This window comes from Anaerobiospirillum sp. NML120511, from assembly GCF_023050955.1.
Taxonomy (GTDB): Bacteria; Pseudomonadota; Gammaproteobacteria; order Enterobacterales; family Succinivibrionaceae; genus Anaerobiospirillum.
Genome location: NZ_JALKIK010000023.1, coordinates 59,306 through 76,304, shown reverse-complemented (window position 1 = coordinate 76,304; position 16,999 = coordinate 59,306). Strand labels below are relative to the sequence as shown.

The 16,999-nt window shown below is 50.6% G+C and carries 14 protein-coding genes and 2 tRNA genes; 14 read left to right on the top strand and 2 right to left on the bottom strand.

Features of this window, described 5'->3' with window-relative positions; genetic code table 11:
• Positions 1-420: 420 nt before the first annotated feature.
• The 8 genes from MXE39_RS07890 (at position 421) to lhgO (ending at position 9,468) form a co-directional block, all read left to right on the top strand.
• Positions 421-505: transfer RNA gene (locus MXE39_RS07890), tRNA-Tyr, on the top strand.
• A gap of 139 nt (positions 506-644) precedes the next feature.
• Positions 645-719 (top strand) — tRNA-Gly (locus MXE39_RS07885).
• Between the two features lie 45 nt (positions 720-764).
• On the top strand, positions 765-1,949 hold the full coding sequence (gene tuf, locus MXE39_RS07880) for an elongation factor Tu (RefSeq protein ID WP_247073915.1): 1,185 nt from the start codon (positions 765-767) through the stop codon (positions 1,947-1,949).
• A gap of 376 nt (positions 1,950-2,325) precedes the next feature.
• Positions 2,326-2,862 (top strand): preprotein translocase subunit SecE, encoded by a 537-nt coding sequence (gene secE, locus MXE39_RS07875; RefSeq protein WP_246978796.1) that lies wholly within the window; start codon positions 2,326-2,328, stop codon positions 2,860-2,862.
• 286 nt (positions 2,863-3,148) lie between these two features.
• A complete protein-coding gene (nusG, locus tag MXE39_RS07870) occupies positions 3,149-3,700 on the top strand; it encodes a transcription termination/antitermination protein NusG (RefSeq protein WP_246978799.1) in 552 nt (183 codons plus the stop codon).
• A gap of 2,180 nt (positions 3,701-5,880) precedes the next feature.
• Entirely contained in the window at positions 5,881-6,258 is a 378-nt protein-coding gene (locus tag MXE39_RS07865; protein ID WP_247073923.1) for a hypothetical protein, read from the top strand.
• A gap of 395 nt (positions 6,259-6,653) precedes the next feature.
• On the top strand, positions 6,654-8,006 hold the full coding sequence (locus MXE39_RS07860) for an MFS transporter (protein WP_246978795.1): 1,353 nt from the start codon (positions 6,654-6,656) through the stop codon (positions 8,004-8,006).
• Between the two features lie 247 nt (positions 8,007-8,253).
• Positions 8,254-9,468 carry an L-2-hydroxyglutarate oxidase gene (lhgO, locus tag MXE39_RS07855; RefSeq protein ID WP_246978794.1) on the top strand — a complete coding sequence of 405 codons (1,215 nt, stop codon included), beginning with the start codon at positions 8,254-8,256 and terminating at the stop codon, positions 9,466-9,468.
• Here the strand turns inward: lhgO and MXE39_RS07850 are convergent.
• Positions 9,456-9,701 carry a hypothetical protein gene (locus MXE39_RS07850; protein WP_247073921.1) on the bottom strand — a complete coding sequence of 82 codons (246 nt, stop codon included), beginning with the start codon at positions 9,699-9,701 and terminating at the stop codon, positions 9,456-9,458. The genes lhgO and MXE39_RS07850 overlap by 13 nt on opposite strands.
• Before the next feature lie 209 nt (positions 9,702-9,910).
• Between MXE39_RS07850 and glaH the strand changes: the two genes are divergently transcribed.
• A complete protein-coding gene (glaH, locus tag MXE39_RS07845) occupies positions 9,911-10,867 on the top strand; it encodes a glutarate dioxygenase GlaH (protein WP_246978793.1) in 957 nt (318 codons plus the stop codon).
• Between the two features lie 375 nt (positions 10,868-11,242).
• Here the strand turns inward: glaH and MXE39_RS07840 are convergent, their stop codons facing one another.
• The gene (locus tag MXE39_RS07840; RefSeq protein ID WP_246978792.1) at positions 11,243-12,010 is read right to left on the bottom strand and encodes a DeoR/GlpR family DNA-binding transcription regulator; all 768 of its coding nucleotides are present in this window, start codon (positions 12,008-12,010) and stop codon (positions 11,243-11,245) included.
• Positions 12,011-12,577: 567 nt separating this feature from the next.
• Between MXE39_RS07840 and MXE39_RS07835 the strand changes: the two genes are divergently transcribed.
• The 5 genes from MXE39_RS07835 (at position 12,578) to rplL (ending at position 16,887) form a co-directional block, all read left to right on the top strand.
• Complete coding sequence (locus MXE39_RS07835) at positions 12,578-13,672, top strand: DUF4432 family protein (protein ID WP_246978791.1); 1,095 nt, start codon at positions 12,578-12,580, stop codon at positions 13,670-13,672.
• Between the two features lie 699 nt (positions 13,673-14,371).
• Positions 14,372-14,800, top strand: a complete 429-nt coding sequence (rplK, locus tag MXE39_RS07830) for a 50S ribosomal protein L11 (RefSeq protein ID WP_246978790.1) — start codon at positions 14,372-14,374, stop codon at positions 14,798-14,800.
• Between the two features lie 3 nt (positions 14,801-14,803).
• The gene (gene rplA, locus MXE39_RS07825) at positions 14,804-15,520 is read left to right on the top strand and encodes a 50S ribosomal protein L1 (protein ID WP_246978789.1); all 717 of its coding nucleotides are present in this window, start codon (positions 14,804-14,806) and stop codon (positions 15,518-15,520) included.
• A 353-nt stretch (positions 15,521-15,873) separates the two neighbouring features.
• Entirely contained in the window at positions 15,874-16,383 is a 510-nt protein-coding gene (rplJ, locus tag MXE39_RS07820; protein ID WP_246978788.1) for a 50S ribosomal protein L10, read from the top strand.
• A 132-nt stretch (positions 16,384-16,515) separates the two neighbouring features.
• Positions 16,516-16,887 carry a 50S ribosomal protein L7/L12 gene (gene rplL / locus MXE39_RS07815; protein ID WP_246978787.1) on the top strand — a complete coding sequence of 124 codons (372 nt, stop codon included), beginning with the start codon at positions 16,516-16,518 and terminating at the stop codon, positions 16,885-16,887.
• The last annotated feature ends 112 nt before the right edge of the window (positions 16,888-16,999 follow it).

Genomic DNA, 16,999 nt, shown 5'->3' with positions numbered 1-16,999 from the left:
GTAATGAGGTGGTTAAGCGGGGTGGGGAGTTTTGGTAAAAAATTGATTTTGGGGCGACGCAGATCTCACTGTGGAAATTTCATGCGTAAAAATTTGCAGGTATGGGGAGGTAAACAGGGGGTTAAGGACAGATTAAGATTAAAAAACTGTGTCTGAGGTGCATGCCGGAGTGGGGTTACGGACGCCATGTCGGGCTGTTGCGGGGTGGAAACGCTGTCACGGGGCAAAATAAGTTGCAGATTTTTGCTTTTAGAAAGCGCATAAATAAGCAATTTCTGAAAAAAGTGTTAAAAAATTCAAAAATTTTTTGAAAAAACGCTTGCCAAGGTATGGGGCGATACGTAAAATAGGCATCGCTTTCTGACGCTAACGAAAAGAAAGCGCGGTTGTCCCGAGCAATACGGGATACCAAAATGGCTCGGAGGGGTTCCCGAGTGGCCAAAGGGATCAGACTGTAAATCTGCCGGCTCTGCCTTCGAAGGTTCGAATCCTTCCCCCTCCACCATCTTTCTCCCGTCTTTATGTCATCACGACAACCTCCCTATCTAATTCTTAGATAAATACAAAATCCCATCTTCTTAAACTTTCATAACTCATCAGTCTGCTTTAAGACGAGGGCTTTTTGTCTAGCACAGATAATCAGTGCGGGCATCGTATAATGGTTATTACCCAAGCCTTCCAAGCTTGTGATACGGGTTCGATTCCCGCTGCCCGCTCCATCCTATATCTGTGAGCACTCCGATTTGGTTTTCAGGAATTAAAAAATGGCAAAAGAGAAGTTTGTCCGTTCTAAGCCACACGTAAACGTAGGCACCATCGGTCACGTTGACCACGGCAAGACCACTTTAACCGCTGCTTTAACCAAGGTTCTCGCTGAGAAGTTCGGTGGTGAAGTAAGAGCTTTCGACCAGATCGATAACGCTCCAGAAGAGAAGGCCCGTGGTATTACCATTAACTCCTCTCACGTTGAGTACGACACCGAGCTCCGTCACTACGCTCACGTAGACTGCCCAGGCCACGCCGACTACGTTAAGAACATGATTACCGGTGCTGCTCAGATGGACGGCGCTATCTTAGTTTGTGCCGCTACCGACGGCCCAATGCCACAGACCCGTGAGCACATCCTGTTAGCTCGTCAGGTAGGCGTTCCATACATCGTCGTATTCTTAAACAAGTGCGACATGGTTGACGACGAAGAGTTACTCGACCTGGTTGAGATGGACGTTCGTGAGCTGCTCTCCGAGTACAAGTTCCCAGGCGACGACACCCCAGTTATCCGTGGTTCCGCTTTAGGCGCCTTAAACGGTGAAGAGCAGTGGGTTGCCAAGATCCTTGAGCTTGCTAATGCTTTAGACACCTACATCCCAGAGCCAAAGCGTGACATCGATCACCCATTCTTATTACCAATCGAAGACGTATTCTCCATCTCCGGTCGTGGTACTGTAGTTACCGGTCGTGTAGAGCGTGGTATCGTTCGTGTATCTGACGAAGTTGAAATCGTTGGTATCCGTGAGACCACCAAGACCGTTGTTACCGGTGTTGAAATGTTCCGCAAGCTGTTAGACCAGGGTCAGGCTGGCGACAACGTTGGTGTTTTATTACGTGGCACCAAGCGTGAGGACGTAGAGCGTGGTCAGGTTCTGGCTGCTCCAGGTTCCATCACCCCACACACCAAGTTCGACGGTGAAGTATACGTTCTGTCCAAGGATGAGGGCGGCCGTCACACCCCATTCTTCAAGGGCTACCGTCCACAGTTCTTCTTCCGCACCACCGACATCACCGGTTCTATCGACCTGGGCGAGGGTGTAGAGATGGTTATGCCAGGTGACAACACCAAGATGACCGTTACCTTAATCCACCCAGTAGCCATGGCCGCTGGTGAGCGCTTCGCTATCCGTGAGGGTGGCCGTACCGTAGGCGCCGGTGTTGTAGGCAGCATCATCGAGTAATTGTTACCTCAGGTAATGAATGCTCCAGTCAGCTTTGACTGACTGAAAAAAGCCGCAGTTATCATCTGATACTGCGGTTTTTTTATCGCCTTATGGCCATGAATTTTCCGCCCCTGATATGTCCTGTTTTCACTTTGCCTTACAGCGGACCCAAAGGCTGAAATCAGCATGAAAAAGCCCGCCAAATTGCCCTTTCAGGTTGACTATTGGTATGGGATCAGGTATTTTTTAGGGCTTTGGAAGATTGATCTTTCACCTCTGCCGGCCCGGGTTCAGTCACTCAGACTCACAGCGTTTGGGCATGACTGCCAGGAGGTCATTGAGATAAAAGGCCGGACAGGCGACCAGTTATGACGTTTCCGTCAGGAATTTTCAGATGAGCGAAACTAAGAATGGTAAGCAGCCAGGTGGCGCTGTTACCAAAAAAGACAAGACAGCAAATGCTGCTGCAAAGAACAAAAAGACCGATCTTAAAGTAGCCGAAGCCAAAAAGAATGAGGTTAAGAAGGTCGACACTAAGAAGGCCAGGCAGGTTGAAACCGGCTCCCGTGGCAAGGACATGTTCTTATGGTTCGTCTCCTTAGCTCTGCTGGTAGCCGCTATTGGTGGTAACTACTACTACACCAGATACGTTATGCTCGATGAGGGCTCCCTTGAGCGTCTGGGCCGTGTAGCCATTGTGATCGTTACCATTCTGGCCGGTCTTGCCGTAACTCTCTTTACTGAAAAGGGCAGAAAGCTTCTGACCTTCGGCCGTGACTCCTACACCGAGCTGCGCAAGGTAGTGTGGCCGGCCCGTAATGAGGCCATGCAGACCACTGCAATCGTATTCGTTGCCGTAGTTGCCGTAAGTCTGTTCTTGTACGTCTGTGATCTGGCTTTCTTACAGATAGTGCGCTTAATTACAGTCTAAATTTACAGGGTAATCTCAGATGTCCGATTTAGAAAACAAGGTTGAAGAGCAGGCCGCTGAGCAGGCAAATGAGCAGATGCAGGCTGTAGAGCAGAATGCTGCAGCTGCTGATGATGCTCCTTTCTTATCTGATGACGAGGCTTCCTCCGACGCCCCATTCTTATCTGCCGAAGAGACCGCCGCTGCTGAAGAAGAGCAGAGCAAGGTTGAAAAAGATAAGAAGACTGCCCGTGACAAGAAGAAGGCTGCCATCAACTTAAAGGGTCCGGTCAAGAAGCTTGAGCCAATGGATCCAAGCGAAGTTGAAATGCGCTGGTACTTTATCCAGGCTTTCTCCGGCTACGAGCAGCGCGTTGCCCAGACTCTGGCAGAGCGTATCAAGATTCACCAGATGGAAGACTACTTTGGTGAGATCCTGGTACCACGCGAGAAGGTTAAGGATATCAAGGACGGCAAGCGCCGTGACAGTGAACGCAAGTTCTTCCCAGGCTATGTCATGGTCGAGATGAAGATGACCTCTGATTCATGGCAGCTGGTTAAGCACACCGAGCGCGTGCTGGGCTTCATCGGCGGCACTCCAGAGCGTCCTCTGCCAATCTCCAAAATTGAGGCCGAGCGTATTCTCAACCGCTTAAGAGAGACCTCTGAGGCTCCACGTCCTAAGACCCTCTTTGAGGTTGGCGAGCAGGTTCGTGCTACCGAAGGCGCCTTTAAGGACTTCTCCGGTACCGTTGAGAGCGTTGACTACGAAAAGAGCCGCCTGACTGTTTCCATTGCCATTTTCGGCCGCGCTACCCCTGTAGAGCTCGAATTTGGCCAGGTAGAAAAGGAAGTCTAAGATTATACGGAGTAAGCTCCGTATTGCCTTGGGCTGAACCGGCAGGTTCCGGCATTACCCCAGGCTGTGACTTTCTTTCACTGTAAAAAAGGATGACCCCTTATCGGAGTCATCCTTTTTTATGCTTATTTGCAGATGAGTGCAATGTGCCACTGAGCAGTTCAGCCCTGAATTTTCTTCAGAGCTCCGCAAGTGCACCACAGCACAATGACCTTTTCAGGCCTCAGGTCAGCTTCGTTCCCCGCATCACCGCCCAGATCATTTCCCTACTGCACAGGCATTTTGCCATGCTCCTCATACGCTGCGCTTCAGCAGAATAGTGTCTGCATCACAGGCAGACAGCCATTTCCCTCGCTTCATTCAGCCTTACCCACGCTTCATTCAGCCTTACCCTCGCTTCATTCAATCTTACCCACTCCTCATCCAGCCTTGCCACTCCTCATCCAGCCATTGCCATCTATTCTTCCAGAATGGCAGCGCGCAACTCAGACTCTGCTGTCCTGCATATTTCCCAGCTTACATCTTCACTTCCATTTCCTTTCTAATCACAAATCCTGTTACCTTCTATCGCTTTAGTGAAGCAGGATTACAGCCTTTGACATTTTCAGTCATATACCTTTAACAGCCACTTTGCACGCTGTCATGCTTTGAGGTTCTGCTGGGTATGTCGAAACTGCTGAGCAAGATCTGCTTAGTAAGGGGGCGTGCCTTGACGGGGAAGATTCGATATTTGCAGCCGTTTGGCGGCCGCTGAGTGCATCGTTAAAAGCTGAATGTCGGGGAAATCAAAGAGGGGTATTGGGAGGGAGAGGGCCGATTGACTAATCAGGCTTCCTGTACAAAAGAATAGGGGGGGGGCCTGTTGCCATGGCATAGTAGACAGGTTTAATAAGGCAGGTCTGCCAAAAGGCTTTGCGGCATCCGGGTTCAATTCTAATGATTGCTGTACCGATATTGAACTTGTGAAGCTACTGGCACAAGGCGACTGGATTAACCAGGGCTATAGTGTAGTACTGCAGGGGCCTCCTGGTCTTGGAAAAACCCTGCTGGCCATTGAATCTGGTAGAACTGCCATTTACTAAGGATACTCTATCTTATTCATTAATGCCAGGGATTTGTATTCCAAACTGCAGCTGATCCGGCAGCGTTATGGGACCAGTCCGAGCTCGGCACAGCCGCTTTACTACAGTAAGCTGCTGATTGTCGATGACATCGGTCACGCACATGTAGACGGTAAGCTCATGATGGATCTGTTCTGCAATCTTACAGAACTGAGAACGGCTATATAGATGAGTCGGTCTTCATCATGTGCCGACAATCAGAGTACCTTAAGACCGGCCGTGGCAGCGATAAACCAACAAGGCATATTTTCAAGACAGATATCACCCTGTATTGCGTCTTATGCAACCGTCATCACATTACTTTTCTGCACTCACAGCACTTCTACAGTAATACACTTTACAAAACAAATATGAAAGTATTATCAGCAGTGCAGCTAATCTAATCGAATCGAATCTGCAAAACAATAAATCCATGCAGTCAGACCAGCAGTTTACGTTCCGGTCTTTTGAGGGCCTGATGCGTCTGATAATATTTTGTAAAGTGTTTTGCATGCGAGTGATAATCTGACGGGTACCGTCAGTACCTGACCATTCAAAATAACTACTGTTACCTGGCATGAACAAAATACAAGTGATTATTGCAGCTCCATAAACTTGCATTGCCTGAATAACCACACGCAGTAATGCTTTATAAATCCTTATGTAATAACATACATGTTGTGCGGTTCGGTTATGCAGCCCGGTTGTGCTGCCCGGTTATGCAGCTCGGTTATGCAGCCCGGTTGTGCTGCTCAGTTGTGCTGCTCAGTTGCGCAGCTCTGATATGTATGTGCACGTCTTATTTCGTGGGGGACTGTTCTACTGAACATGCGGAGCATGCTGTATGGGGTGATGGGCTGCATCAGGCTGATTTAAAGTGGGCATTGCTGCAGCCTCAGCCGCACCCGCAGCCGCAGCCCCATATGTAGCCTCAGCTGCCGCTGCAGGCGGGGTTTTAGACTGTTGTTGCAGGCTGCTGCAGGCAGGTAATGAGTTTTGTGTGGTGAGAAGCTGCGCAATATTGGCGTTGCTTGCTGAGACTGTGCCCTTATTTACTGCTGAAACTGCAGTATTTTGACCATGTGCTCTTATTTTTGCGACTCCGGTCATGTGTGCTGCGCACATGGCTGTCAAACGGTATCAGTAAAAATTATTGAAAAGCCGGTATTGCTCCAAAACAAGGCGTGCCCCGCATTTTCACCGAGAAATACCGGTAAACCCTTCCAAAAATACCTCAAGGACGCTATCTCCACACGCTACAGCACTCTTATCCAGTCAAAAGTCTTAGTGACCTGCCATGTAAAGTACCATGTCCAGCGCATGCTCCTTGTGCAGTATTTGGAGGTTTTAGTGAAAAACCGCTTATTTATCGCTTTTGTACTGGTGCTGTGGCGCGAAAAAATTACTCACATATACCGTGATAAAACACCTCCTTTTCCAAACAGTGCACTCATGTGATCAGACTCACGGCCATACGCCAAATAAGGTACAAAAGCGGTTTTTACGTGATGCAGCTCAAAATTTGTGTTTGCCCGTCTGTATTCCTTTGCCTATTCTTAAGTCATGTTTTTCATGGTTTGAATTTGCCTGCCTTGTACTTTGCAAATATTCAGTCTGTACCCGATTACAGCCGGTGTTATGGGGCTGTAGCCCTGCGCTTGTATCCATAAGAGGTACAGATTTCTGTCAGCAAACTGAGGTATGAGCCCGGTGTTTTTAGCGTTTGCACCGGAACACTTTTAACAGTGCAGTACCTTGAGTACTGCCGCGTCTGTCCGCAGTTTTGTGCTTCTGTTGATGCGGTCAGACGGTACTTGTCTGTTAAATGAACAGGAAACATTAAGGAGACGACAGTGAGAACTGAGACTGTAACCCTAAGCACCTCAGATCGCGTCAAGTCGATTCTGGCGGCAAGCTCCGGTAACTTTGTGGAGTGGTTTGATTTCTATATCTACATCTCACTTGCCAAATACTTTACCCATCACTTCACTCAGACCAGTGATGACATCATGGGCCTTATCATTACCTTTGGTGTGTTCTCCATTGGCTTCTTTATGCGCCCTATAGGCAGTCTGGTATTTGGTTCCATGGCTGATCGCATAGGACGTCAGAAGACCATGATTTATGCCATCATCATGATGTCTCTGGGCAATTTCATGATTGCCGCCATTCCATCTCAGGAGTCCATAGGCGCATGGGCGCTGCTGCTTCTGACTCTGGTGCGCATGATTCAGGGTATTTCCGTAGGCGGTGAGGGAGGCCTTGTTGCTACTTATATTTCTGAGATGTCTACCCCTGGTAACCGTGGTTTCTTCTCGTCCTTACAGTATGTAACTCTTATTGCTGCCCAGTTTGCTGCTCTGGCCTGTGTATGGGGCGCAGTTGAAATATTTGGCGAGCAGAACATGAAGGATTATGCATGGCGTTATCTCTTTGTCTTTGCCGGTATTCTTGCTCTGGGATCTATTTTCCTGCGCCGCAAGATGCATGAGAGCGCTCAGGAACTTAATGTTGAGGATGAGAGCAAAGGTACTCTCAAGACCCTGTGGGAGTACAGAAAGTACTGTCTGCTGGTATTTGGCTTAAGTGCTACCGGCTCCATGTGCTACTACAACTTCACTGCCTATATGAACACCTTCCTTGAAAAGAGCGCCGGATTTGACTCTCAGACCGCCCGCTTCCTGTCCTTGCTGTTACTTGCTTTTGGCATGTTTATTCAGCCATTCATGGGTATGCTGGGTGACCGCATAGGCGTAAGAAAGATGCTGGCTATTTTCTCGGCAGTTGGTTTTATCACAGTGTTCCCTCTGATGAGCGGCATTATCAACGCAGGACCTGCCGGCTGGAACAGTCCGTTTATCGCCTTTGCTCTTGCCTGCATCGGTCTTATTGTTACCGGCTTCTACACCTCAATTTCAGGTGTAGCCAAAGCTACGCTCTTCCCTGAAAAGGTCAGAGCTCTGGGTACCTCATTCCCATATGCCATTGGTGTTGCCATGTTTGGCGGTACCGTTCCAAGTGTGGCTCTGTGGTTTAAGCAGGGTGGCCCATACGGAACTGAAGTAGTTGACGGCCAGGAGCAGATTGCAACCCTGGGCATACCGGAATGGGCTTACTTTGTCTACATCATGGTTTTCCTCGTTGCATGCTTCTTTGTAGCCATCAACATTCCAAAGAAGACCGAGCTTGAACTCCAGCGTGGCTGATAAACGCAGGAGGTCACAACAAAGGCTGCCAGACCGGCCGCCGGCGATGCCGATACAGCTGCCCTTGCCGGACAGACCGCCGGCGATGCCGGTCCTGCGGGCCTTGCCGGGCTGACAGAAGGGCCATGACAGCACAGCTGTCATGGCCAGAGCTTCAGGTCATACACGGGCCTGCATGACAGCCATTAATATGCGGTGAATTACTGTCCTGTCTCAGTATGTGCAGGACATAACAAAGGAATCTCAAGTGTACGATTTTGCAATTATAGGTGGCGGCATTATTGGCATGTCCGTAGCCATGCAACTCAAGGAAAAGCTGCCTGATGCTTCAGTGGTGGTCCTGGAGAAAGAAAATGGCCTTGCCGAACATCAGACTGGACATAACAGTGGTGTTATTCACGCCGGAGTCTATTACACCCCGAATACTCTAAAGGCCCGCTTTTGCTATGAGGGCAACAGGCTGACCCGGGAGTTCTGCGACAACAACGGTATCAAATACGACATCTGCGGCAAACTGCTGGTAGCCACCAACGAGCTGGAAATGGAGCGCATGGAGGCTCTGTGGACGCGCACTGAAGCCAACGGTCTGGAGCGCTATCGTCTGGATGCTGCGCAGCTCAGGGAACGTGAGCCCAATATTGTGGGACTGGGCGGAATCTATTTCCCTTCAAGTGGCATTGTCAGCTACAGGGAAGTTACCAGGGTAATGGGCAAACGCTTTGAGGAGAAAGGCGGAAAGATCTGTCTTGGGGCTGAGGTATTTGAGCTTGGTGAGTATTCCGATCATGTGCAGATAAAAACCACCAGAGGACGTTTTGCGGCCCGCTACCTTATCAGCTGCCCAGGACTGATGTCAGATCGCGTAGTCAAAATGTTAGGCATTGAACCTGATTTTGTTATCTGTCCTTTCCGTGGTGAGTACTACCGTCTGGCGCCAAAGTACAACCAGGTGGTCAAGCACCTTATCTATCCTGTGCCTGATCCTTCCATGCCTTTCCTTGGTGTACATCTGACCCGCATGATTGACGGCAGTGTCACTGTAGGACCAAATGCCGTTCTGGCCTTTATTCGTGAGGGCTATAAGAAGACAGACATGTGCTTTCTTGAGATGGCTCAGATGGCCGCTCACCCAGGCATACGCAAGGTATTGCGCACCCACTTCAGAGCCGGTCTTTCCGAGATGAAGAACTCGCTGTTCAAAAGCGGCTATCTCAAGCTGGTGAACAAGTACTGCCCTGTTATCAAAAAAGATGATCTCATGCCTTATCCGGCTGGTGTTCGTGCTCAGGCAGTGAGCAACGATGGCAGGCTTATTGAGGACTTTATCTTCGTTAAGACCAGACGCAGCGTTAATGTCTGCAATGCTCCAAGTCCGGCAGCAACATCAGCCCTGCCTATTGGCCGTCATATCCTTGAGCAGGTAGACGAAATGATTGCCCAGTCCTCAAGTCAGGCTGTATAGCTTGCAGCCAGTGCAGCATACACGTCATCGTGCTTATGCAGCGACAGAGCCGTCTGCACATTGAGCAGTGCATCAACAGGTGCCTGCTGCGCTGCCAGCGGCAGCATCGGCTGCCAGTTTGACCGGGTTCGTGTTGCGCAGGCAGCGGCAGGATCATCCGCCTGTTCGAACGGGTTCGTGTTGCGCTGCCAGCGGCAGCATCGGACGCCAGATGCATCCGCTACCAGCTGCATATGTACCGGTCAAGTCATAACAGACAGTCAGTTAAATCAGAAATCTTAAGTCAGTCAAACATGTAAAGTTCAGCAGACAGAACATAAGGAAGTCCTGCCTGTATCAGCAACATGATGAGTTGCAGTTTGAAGAGATCCGGGAGCATTAAAGGCTCAATAAAGTTTAGTTGGTGAGTTCAAAACTCAGAAAATTTACCAGGAGAGGGTCTATGTCTCAGCCAGTTTTCCAGTGTGAACAGTTCAGCGTCACCCCGTCAGCTATTTCACCTCGTCTGCTGCAGGTAGAGTTTAAAGAGAGTGTTGTCGCTGCCTATCTCAAGGAGATGGAGCGTTATCCAATTCAGGCTCTGGAGTACAAGTCATTTCTGCGTTTCCGTGCCGCTCAGATTTTAAACAATCTGTGTGAGGGCAAGCTGCGCGATGTTCTGATGAAAAGTCTGGTAGATCGTCAGCATGGAGCTCTGCTGGTTAACCCTCAGGGTATTTGCAGAGCTGAGCAGGGCGATGACATGGTCAAGATTGCTACGGCCTTTGTTCACCTTATCGGCCGTTCCAACTTCGATGCCATGACCGGAACCTTCTATGCCCGCTGGGCCGTGGTCAACACAGACAACTCTGACAGTTATCTGCGCCAGCCTCGCAAGCCTCTGGAGCTGCACAATGACGGTACCTACGTCAATGAGCCTACAGATTATGTGCTCATGTATAAGATAGACGAGCAGAACATGGTCGGTGGCGACTCAACCCTGCTGCACGTGGATGACTGGGAAGACCTCGGCCGCTTCTTCAGCAATCCGCTGGCCCGCCGTCCAATCAAGTGGTCTGCTCCTCCAAGCAAGAATGTAAGAGCACCTGTTTATCATCCGGTCTTTGAAGTAGATAACGAGGGCCGCCCTGTAATGCTCTACATCGATCAGTTTGCTCAGCCAAAGGACTTTGAAGAGGGTACCTGGCTTGCCGACATGGGTGACTCCCTTGAAAACAGTCCTGCAAAGCTTTCCTTCCCTGTACCTGTAGGTCAGTTCCTGCTTATCAACAACTGGTTCTGGCTCCACGGACGCGACAAGTTTGAGTCTCACCCTCAGCTGCGCCGTGAGCTGATGCGTCAGCGTGGTTACTTCAGCTTTGCAACCAATCCGTTTACCGCAGGACGCACTTCTGACTGACAGAAAGCTTTGACCCCGTATGAGTCACCTGCAGTGGCTTCGTGTGAGACATCATCTGTCAGCGTCAGAGCTGCCATATGGTAAAACGCCCCAAACATTGCGGTTGCATGCTGGCAGTCGTCCATAATATAAAGTCCCAAAGTCAGTTTACAAAATACATACGGAAGTATTAAGCGTCTTACAGCTTATCTCATCTGCAAAAAATAAAGCCAGGCAGACCAGCAATGGTCGAGCCTGGCTTTTTCTTTATGCAATGTGGTGCTGCCAGCAGCAGCTGCGGCTGCTACTGCAGCATCAGCGGCTGCAGCTGGCGCACCTGTCAGCTGCGGCGTCTGCCCGGTTGTGACGGCAGGGACTGAGTGGCGGCCCGGACGGTCAGTTGAAGGGCACCATAATCAGGTCGCAGCCGGCCTTGAGCAGGGCATTGCGCCCTGAATCGCTCAGAGCAGCATCAGTAATGATCATGTTAATCATACCTGCCGGTACAGCTATATAGGTTGCTACCTGACCGTATTTGCTTGAGTCGCAGATAAGGTAGCGCTGTCTTGCCATGCGGGCTACATGCTGCTTTACCGGTACCTTGTCCGGATCAGGAGTGGTAATACCCCGGCTGTCAAAGGACGAGGCTGACAAAAAGGCCATATCAAGTGACAGTCCATCCAGGGTATTAACCGCAAGATGACCAACAGTTGAAAGGTTCTGGGCTCTGACAAGACCGCCGACCATAATGACTGTGTTGTCGCTGTTAACTGCCAGATTATGGGCAACCACCAGATCATTGGTGACTATTGTCAAATCAGAGCGGTGGTACAGGAATTTGGCCATAGCCAGAGAGGTAGTACCGGCATCAAGATAAATACAGCTGCTCTCAGGAATCATGCCTGCAGCTTCACGACCTATATTGTCTTTCTGAATACCGCACAGCAGGGATTTTTCATCGTGCGATGGCTCACAATGCAGTCTGTTAGTTGCGCGAACTCCACCTGTTACCTGCATTACAAGGCCATCAGCCTCAAGCTTGCCCAAATCTCTTCGTATGGTCATCTGGGATACTCCCAGCTGTGAAGCAAGATCAGCAATGGAAACAAAAGGGGCCTGTTTCAAATTGGCCAGAATGGCTTCTCTTCTTGCCAGTGGAATCATGGGCCTTCTCCTGGATCAATAATTGGTCTTCAGTTGCTTTAAGTACATGCCTGATGGGGCTGCCCTGTCATCAGTTACGCGCCTCAACCAGCCTGGTAATGATTCTCGCCTGGCACGGACTTAACTGACGCTGTCTATATTGTATATGGCATCAGCTGTGATTGTTGTCCTCTCTGCAGTTGAGCAATGCAGCCTGCAAGAAGAGCTGTGCCGCGCAGACTGCCGGGGAAGCTGGGACGGACGGGGCGCAAGGTCTGCCTGGGATGCCGGGCGGGGCGGGCTGAGCAGGCGGCCATATACTTTGGGCAGTGACTGACAGATGTTGGTGGTTTTGGCTCTGCAATTTTGCAGCGGTAAAGTGTGAGTTTCTACACATAATGAGGCCCTGAAAGTAAGTAGACTTTCCTCTGGTGTGCGGCTTTTCCTTTGATGGGGCGGCGGAACACCCTCCTGGAGTTTTGATCCGGGGCCTGGGCAGGTGCCCGTCATGGTCGCTCAGGCTGGCTCCGGGGCTGTTATGGTCACGGGAGTTGTTTTGGTTTGGTGTATGGAAGTGTCAGGTGAGATATGGACAGACTTGCGTATTGTGGACATCCTTTTCAGCTTTATGGGGTTGAGGAGCAGCGTCTGTGCGGTGGACGTGCCGATGGTATGAGAGTGCTTGAGGTCAAGAACGGTCTTGGTCTTAACTTTACTGTGCTGCTCGATCGCGGCTGCGGCATTGCCCGTCTGTCTTACCGGGGTATTAACTGCTCATTTATGTCGGCATCAGGCCTGCGCCGCCCTGAATACTATGAGCACGGTGGTGGTGACCAGTCATTTCTGCGTTCCTTCCATGCAGGTTTTCTTACTACCTGTGGTCTGTTTAATGTGGGTGTTGCTTGTTCCGATGGCGGAGAACAGACCTGTCTGCATGGCGATCTGGACAATATACCTGTGGAGAGCTGGCACTGGTGGACAGGTGAAGATGGCAACCTGCATATTGAGGCCCTTATCAGAGTAGAGCAGATCTTCTATCACAAGGCCGTGCTGCGCCGTCACTTCACTGTTGGACTGGAACGCAGTTTTCTTACCATTGAGGACAGGGTGACCAATACGGGCTCGACCGTATGTCCGGTCATGATTCTCTACCACATGAATATGGGCTATCCGCTGCTTGATGAGGACACCATGCTGTTTATTAATTCAACTTCGTATCAGCCCCGTACTGAGATTGCGGCCAGTGATGCCGCCAGATGGAATGTCATCACAGCTCCAGAGCACAACTACCAGGAGCGCTGCTACTACCATTCGTTCAGGGGAACTACAGCTGCCGGGCATGAGGGGCGTAGTGCCATTGCTGCTGTCTACCAGCCTAAACACGATCTTGGTCTGGCTGTCAGCTTTGATCCTGAAAATCTGCCTTTCTTTACTCAGTGGAAGCAGTGCGGCTACCGTGATTACGCTTTGGGACTGGAGCCGGGCAACAGCCACTGCGATGGCCGTAATCTGATGCGCAGACAGGGCATGCTGCAAGAGATGGGGCCAGGCGAGCAGGCCGACTTCCACGTTCAGGTTGATTTCTTCAGCGGAGAAGACTCATTTAATTCCATAAGGGAGCAGTGGGCTACCACGGCAGATGGTGTACCTGCCCTGAACAGCAAATTGCCAGACTGGCTGTAGGCGCATCAGCCCATACGCAGGGTCGGCGCACGCTGAGCAGGCATCTGCCACCGTAAGGTCGAGGCACGCTGTGCAGGCATCTGGTCAACAGGACTTACTGGTCTGCTAAGTCAGAAAGGGCATGGCTGGGCATGGCGGGTATGGGCAGAGCATGAGCATGGCCTGAGGGCTCACTTTTAAGAGGTCCGTTTACTGGCTGGAGGTGTCCGGCTGCTGTGAACGGGCCTTTACTTTTATCTGGGCCATGGTCGTGCGTCATTTATGTCGTGAGGGGCTGTCAGGAAATGCCGGTGCCGGGAGCAATTAACAGACTGGGGCGTGTGTTGTTTCGTGTGCTGGATGGGGGGTGTTGCGCTGGATATATGCTGCGCTGGGCGGGAATGCTGGATGGCGTGTTTGAGAGGCGGTGTTGTGGGGGCTGCGGCGGGGTCGTGAGAACTTAACAAAATTATAAAAAGAGGCTAATAAAAGTTATTGATCTCACAAAATGGATACTGTAGAATATTTAGGATTTACTGTTTTGTGATGCAGATCTCATTTTTTGAGAATGCAATGCAGAATGGTTCTGAACGATTTCCTGATTAATCCGCCAGCCCTGACGGTCTGGGGATAAGGGAAGCGCCGACGGCACAGCAGCATTGCTGCAGCCCGGCCGGGCAGCCGGCGACGCGCGATACCCAATTAGAGAGTTATTAAAAAATGGCAAAGAAAGTTTCTGCCTATATCAAGCTGCAGGTTGGCGCCGGTAATGCCAATCCAGCTCCACCAGTTGGTCCTGCCTTAGGTCAGCATGGTGTTAACATCATGGAGTTCTGCAAGGCCTTCAACGCCCACACTGCAAAGCTCGAGAAGGGTGCTCCAGTTCCAGTAGTAATTACTGTTTACGCTGACAAGTCCTTCACCTTCATCACCAAGACCCCACCAGCTTCCTTCTTAATCAAGAAGGCCTTAAACATCCAGACCGCTTCTCACAAGCCTGGTAAGGAAATCGCCGGTAAGATCACCATGGCCCAGTGCCTTGAGATCGCCAAGGTCAAGGAGCCTGACATGACTGGTGCAGATCTGGAAGCTTCTGCCCGTACTATCGCTGGCACTGCCCGTTCCATGGGTATTCAGGTCGAGGAGTAAGAGATGGCAAAGTTATCCAAGCGCATGAAGGAAATCCGTTCCATCATCGACCGCAACCGTGAGTACGACGTTAACGAGGGTTTTGAGACCTTAATCAAGACCGCCAAGGCCAAGTTTGTTGAGTCTGTTGACGTTGCCATTCAGCTGGGCATCGACCCAACCAAGTCCGACCAGAACATCCGTGGTGCTACTGTATTACCTAACGGTACCGGCCGCACTGTTCGCGTTGTAGTCTTCACCCAGGGCGAGAAGGCCGAGCAGGCCAAGGCTGCCGGTGCTGACTTCGTAGGTATGGATGAGCTGGCTCACGAGATCAAGCAGGGCAAGTCTGACTTTGACGTAGTTATCGCCTCTCCAGACGCCATGCGTGTTGTAGGCCAGTTAGGTCAGATCCTCGGTCCACGTGGTTTAATGCCTAACCCTAAGGTTGGCACCGTAACCCAGGACGTTGCTACCGCTGTTAAGAATGCCAAGTCCGGTCAGGTTCGTTACCGTAACGACAAGACTGGTGTTATCCAGGCTTCCATCGGCAAGGTCAACTTCACCCCAGCTCAGCTGACCGAGAACCTCAACGCTTTATTAAGCGCTATCGTCAAGGCCAAGCCAGCTACCTCCAAGGGTACCTTCATCAAGAAGGTTGCCATCTCCACTACTATGGGTGGCGGTATCACCGTTGACAAGAGCACCTTAAAGACCGATCGTTCCGGTTCTGCCAGCTAATTAAGCTGTAAGATGCTCAGGCCTGCTGCAGACTGTATCTGCAGTTGAGCCCGCCCCGACAGGGTACAGGTTTGCCCGACCTGTCGGGGCCAGAATTGTGCCTGGATACTGGCACTACAGTTTTTGGCCGGGAGCTTATCTCCCACCAAAGACCGCAGGGGGAAGTATCCTTAATCATCCTGCGCAGGCGGAAATTAGCTCTATGGGAATCTTCCTTTAGAATTGATATCCGGTAAATTCCCAGCAATGGGACTAACCGTCATGGTTTTGTCTGTCCGCTGGTGTTCTGAATACATCTTATTCAGGATGGAGCGGCCTTTCAGACTGTGACTTTCCAGGAGTCACTGCTAAAAATGGCTTTAAATCTCGAAGACAAGAAGCAGATTGTTGCTGATGTTAGCGAAGTTGCCAAGAAAGCATTATCAGCTGTTTGCGCTGATTCTTGTGGCATCCCAGTAGCCCAGATGACCAAGCTCCGCAAGGAAGCCCGTGAGAACAATGTTTACTTACACGTTGTTCGTAACACCCTCCTTGCCCGTGCCGTTGAAGGCACCGAGTTTGAGTGCATGAAGGACCAGTTCAAGGGCCCAACCTTAATCGGTTTATCTCTTGAGCACCCAGGTGCTGCTGCTCGCTTATTCAAGGATTTTGCCAAGCAGAACGACAAGTTCTCCATCAAGGCTCTGGCTTTCGAAGGCCAGCTGTACGATGGCAAGGACGTCGACGTATTAGCTTCCTTACCAACCTACGAGGAAGGTGTTGCTCAGTTAATGGCTACCATGAAGGAAGCCGCCGCTGGCAAGCTGGTACGTACTTTAGCTGCTTTAGGCGACAAGTTAGGCGCAGAGGGTGGCGCTGCCTGATATCACTGACAGCCAAGCTGCAGTATCAGTTCAGTCTGACCCACCTTAAGGGGCCATGCCCCAATGCTTTTTTGCGGTGTCACATCAGTTTCTGACACCAGTTTTACAGAATTTTTTAAAGGAAGTTTTAAAATGGCTTTATCCAAGGATGAAATCATTAATGCAATTGCTGAAATGAGCGTAATGGAAGTTGTTGAGCTCGTTAAGGCAATGGAAGAGAAGTTCGGTGTTTCCGCTGCTGCTGCCGTTGTTGCCGGTCCAGCTGCCGGTGGTGCTGCTGCCGCTGAGGAGAAGACCGAGTTCGACGTAACCTTAAAGGACGTTGGTGCCAACAAGATCGCCGTTATTAAGGCTGTTCGTGGCGCTACCGGCTTAGGCTTAAAGGAGGCCAAGGACCTCGTTGAGTCTGCCCCAGCCAAGATCAAGGAAGGCGTTTCCAAGGAAGACGCTGAGGCCCTCAAGAAGTCCTTCGAAGAGGCCGGCGCTACTGTTGTTATCGAGTAATAACAGCTGCTCTTCCGGTCCGGATGCATCGATCCGGGCCTGCGGATTTTAATCCGCCGTATTTAAGCCCGAGCTCTCATTTTATGAGGCTCGGGTTCGGTGCCTTAAAATA

Bases quoted from the DNA above. Each gene is read 5' to 3' on its own strand.
- tuf (WP_247073915.1), top strand. From the start codon at position 765: ATGGCAAAAGAGAAGTTTGTCCGTTCTAAGCCACACGTAAACGTAGGC.
- secE (WP_246978796.1), top strand. From the start codon at position 2,326: ATGAGCGAAACTAAGAATGGTAAGCAGCCAGGTGGCGCTGTTACCAAA.
- nusG (WP_246978799.1), top strand. From the start codon at position 3,149: ATGGATCCAAGCGAAGTTGAAATGCGCTGGTACTTTATCCAGGCTTTC.
- MXE39_RS07865 (WP_247073923.1), top strand. From the start codon at position 5,881: ATGTGCTCTTATTTTTGCGACTCCGGTCATGTGTGCTGCGCACATGGC.
- MXE39_RS07850 (WP_247073921.1), bottom strand. From the start codon at position 9,701: ATGCAGCTGGTAGCGGATGCATCTGGCGTCCGATGCTGCCGCTGGCAG.
- glaH (WP_246978793.1), top strand. From the start codon at position 9,911: ATGTCTCAGCCAGTTTTCCAGTGTGAACAGTTCAGCGTCACCCCGTCA.
- MXE39_RS07840 (WP_246978792.1), bottom strand. From the start codon at position 12,010: ATGATTCCACTGGCAAGAAGAGAAGCCATTCTGGCCAATTTGAAACAG.
- MXE39_RS07835 (WP_246978791.1), top strand. From the start codon at position 12,578: ATGGACAGACTTGCGTATTGTGGACATCCTTTTCAGCTTTATGGGGTT.
- rplK (WP_246978790.1), top strand. From the start codon at position 14,372: ATGGCAAAGAAAGTTTCTGCCTATATCAAGCTGCAGGTTGGCGCCGGT.
- rplA (WP_246978789.1), top strand. From the start codon at position 14,804: ATGGCAAAGTTATCCAAGCGCATGAAGGAAATCCGTTCCATCATCGAC.
- rplJ (WP_246978788.1), top strand. From the start codon at position 15,874: ATGGCTTTAAATCTCGAAGACAAGAAGCAGATTGTTGCTGATGTTAGC.
- rplL (WP_246978787.1), top strand. From the start codon at position 16,516: ATGGCTTTATCCAAGGATGAAATCATTAATGCAATTGCTGAAATGAGC.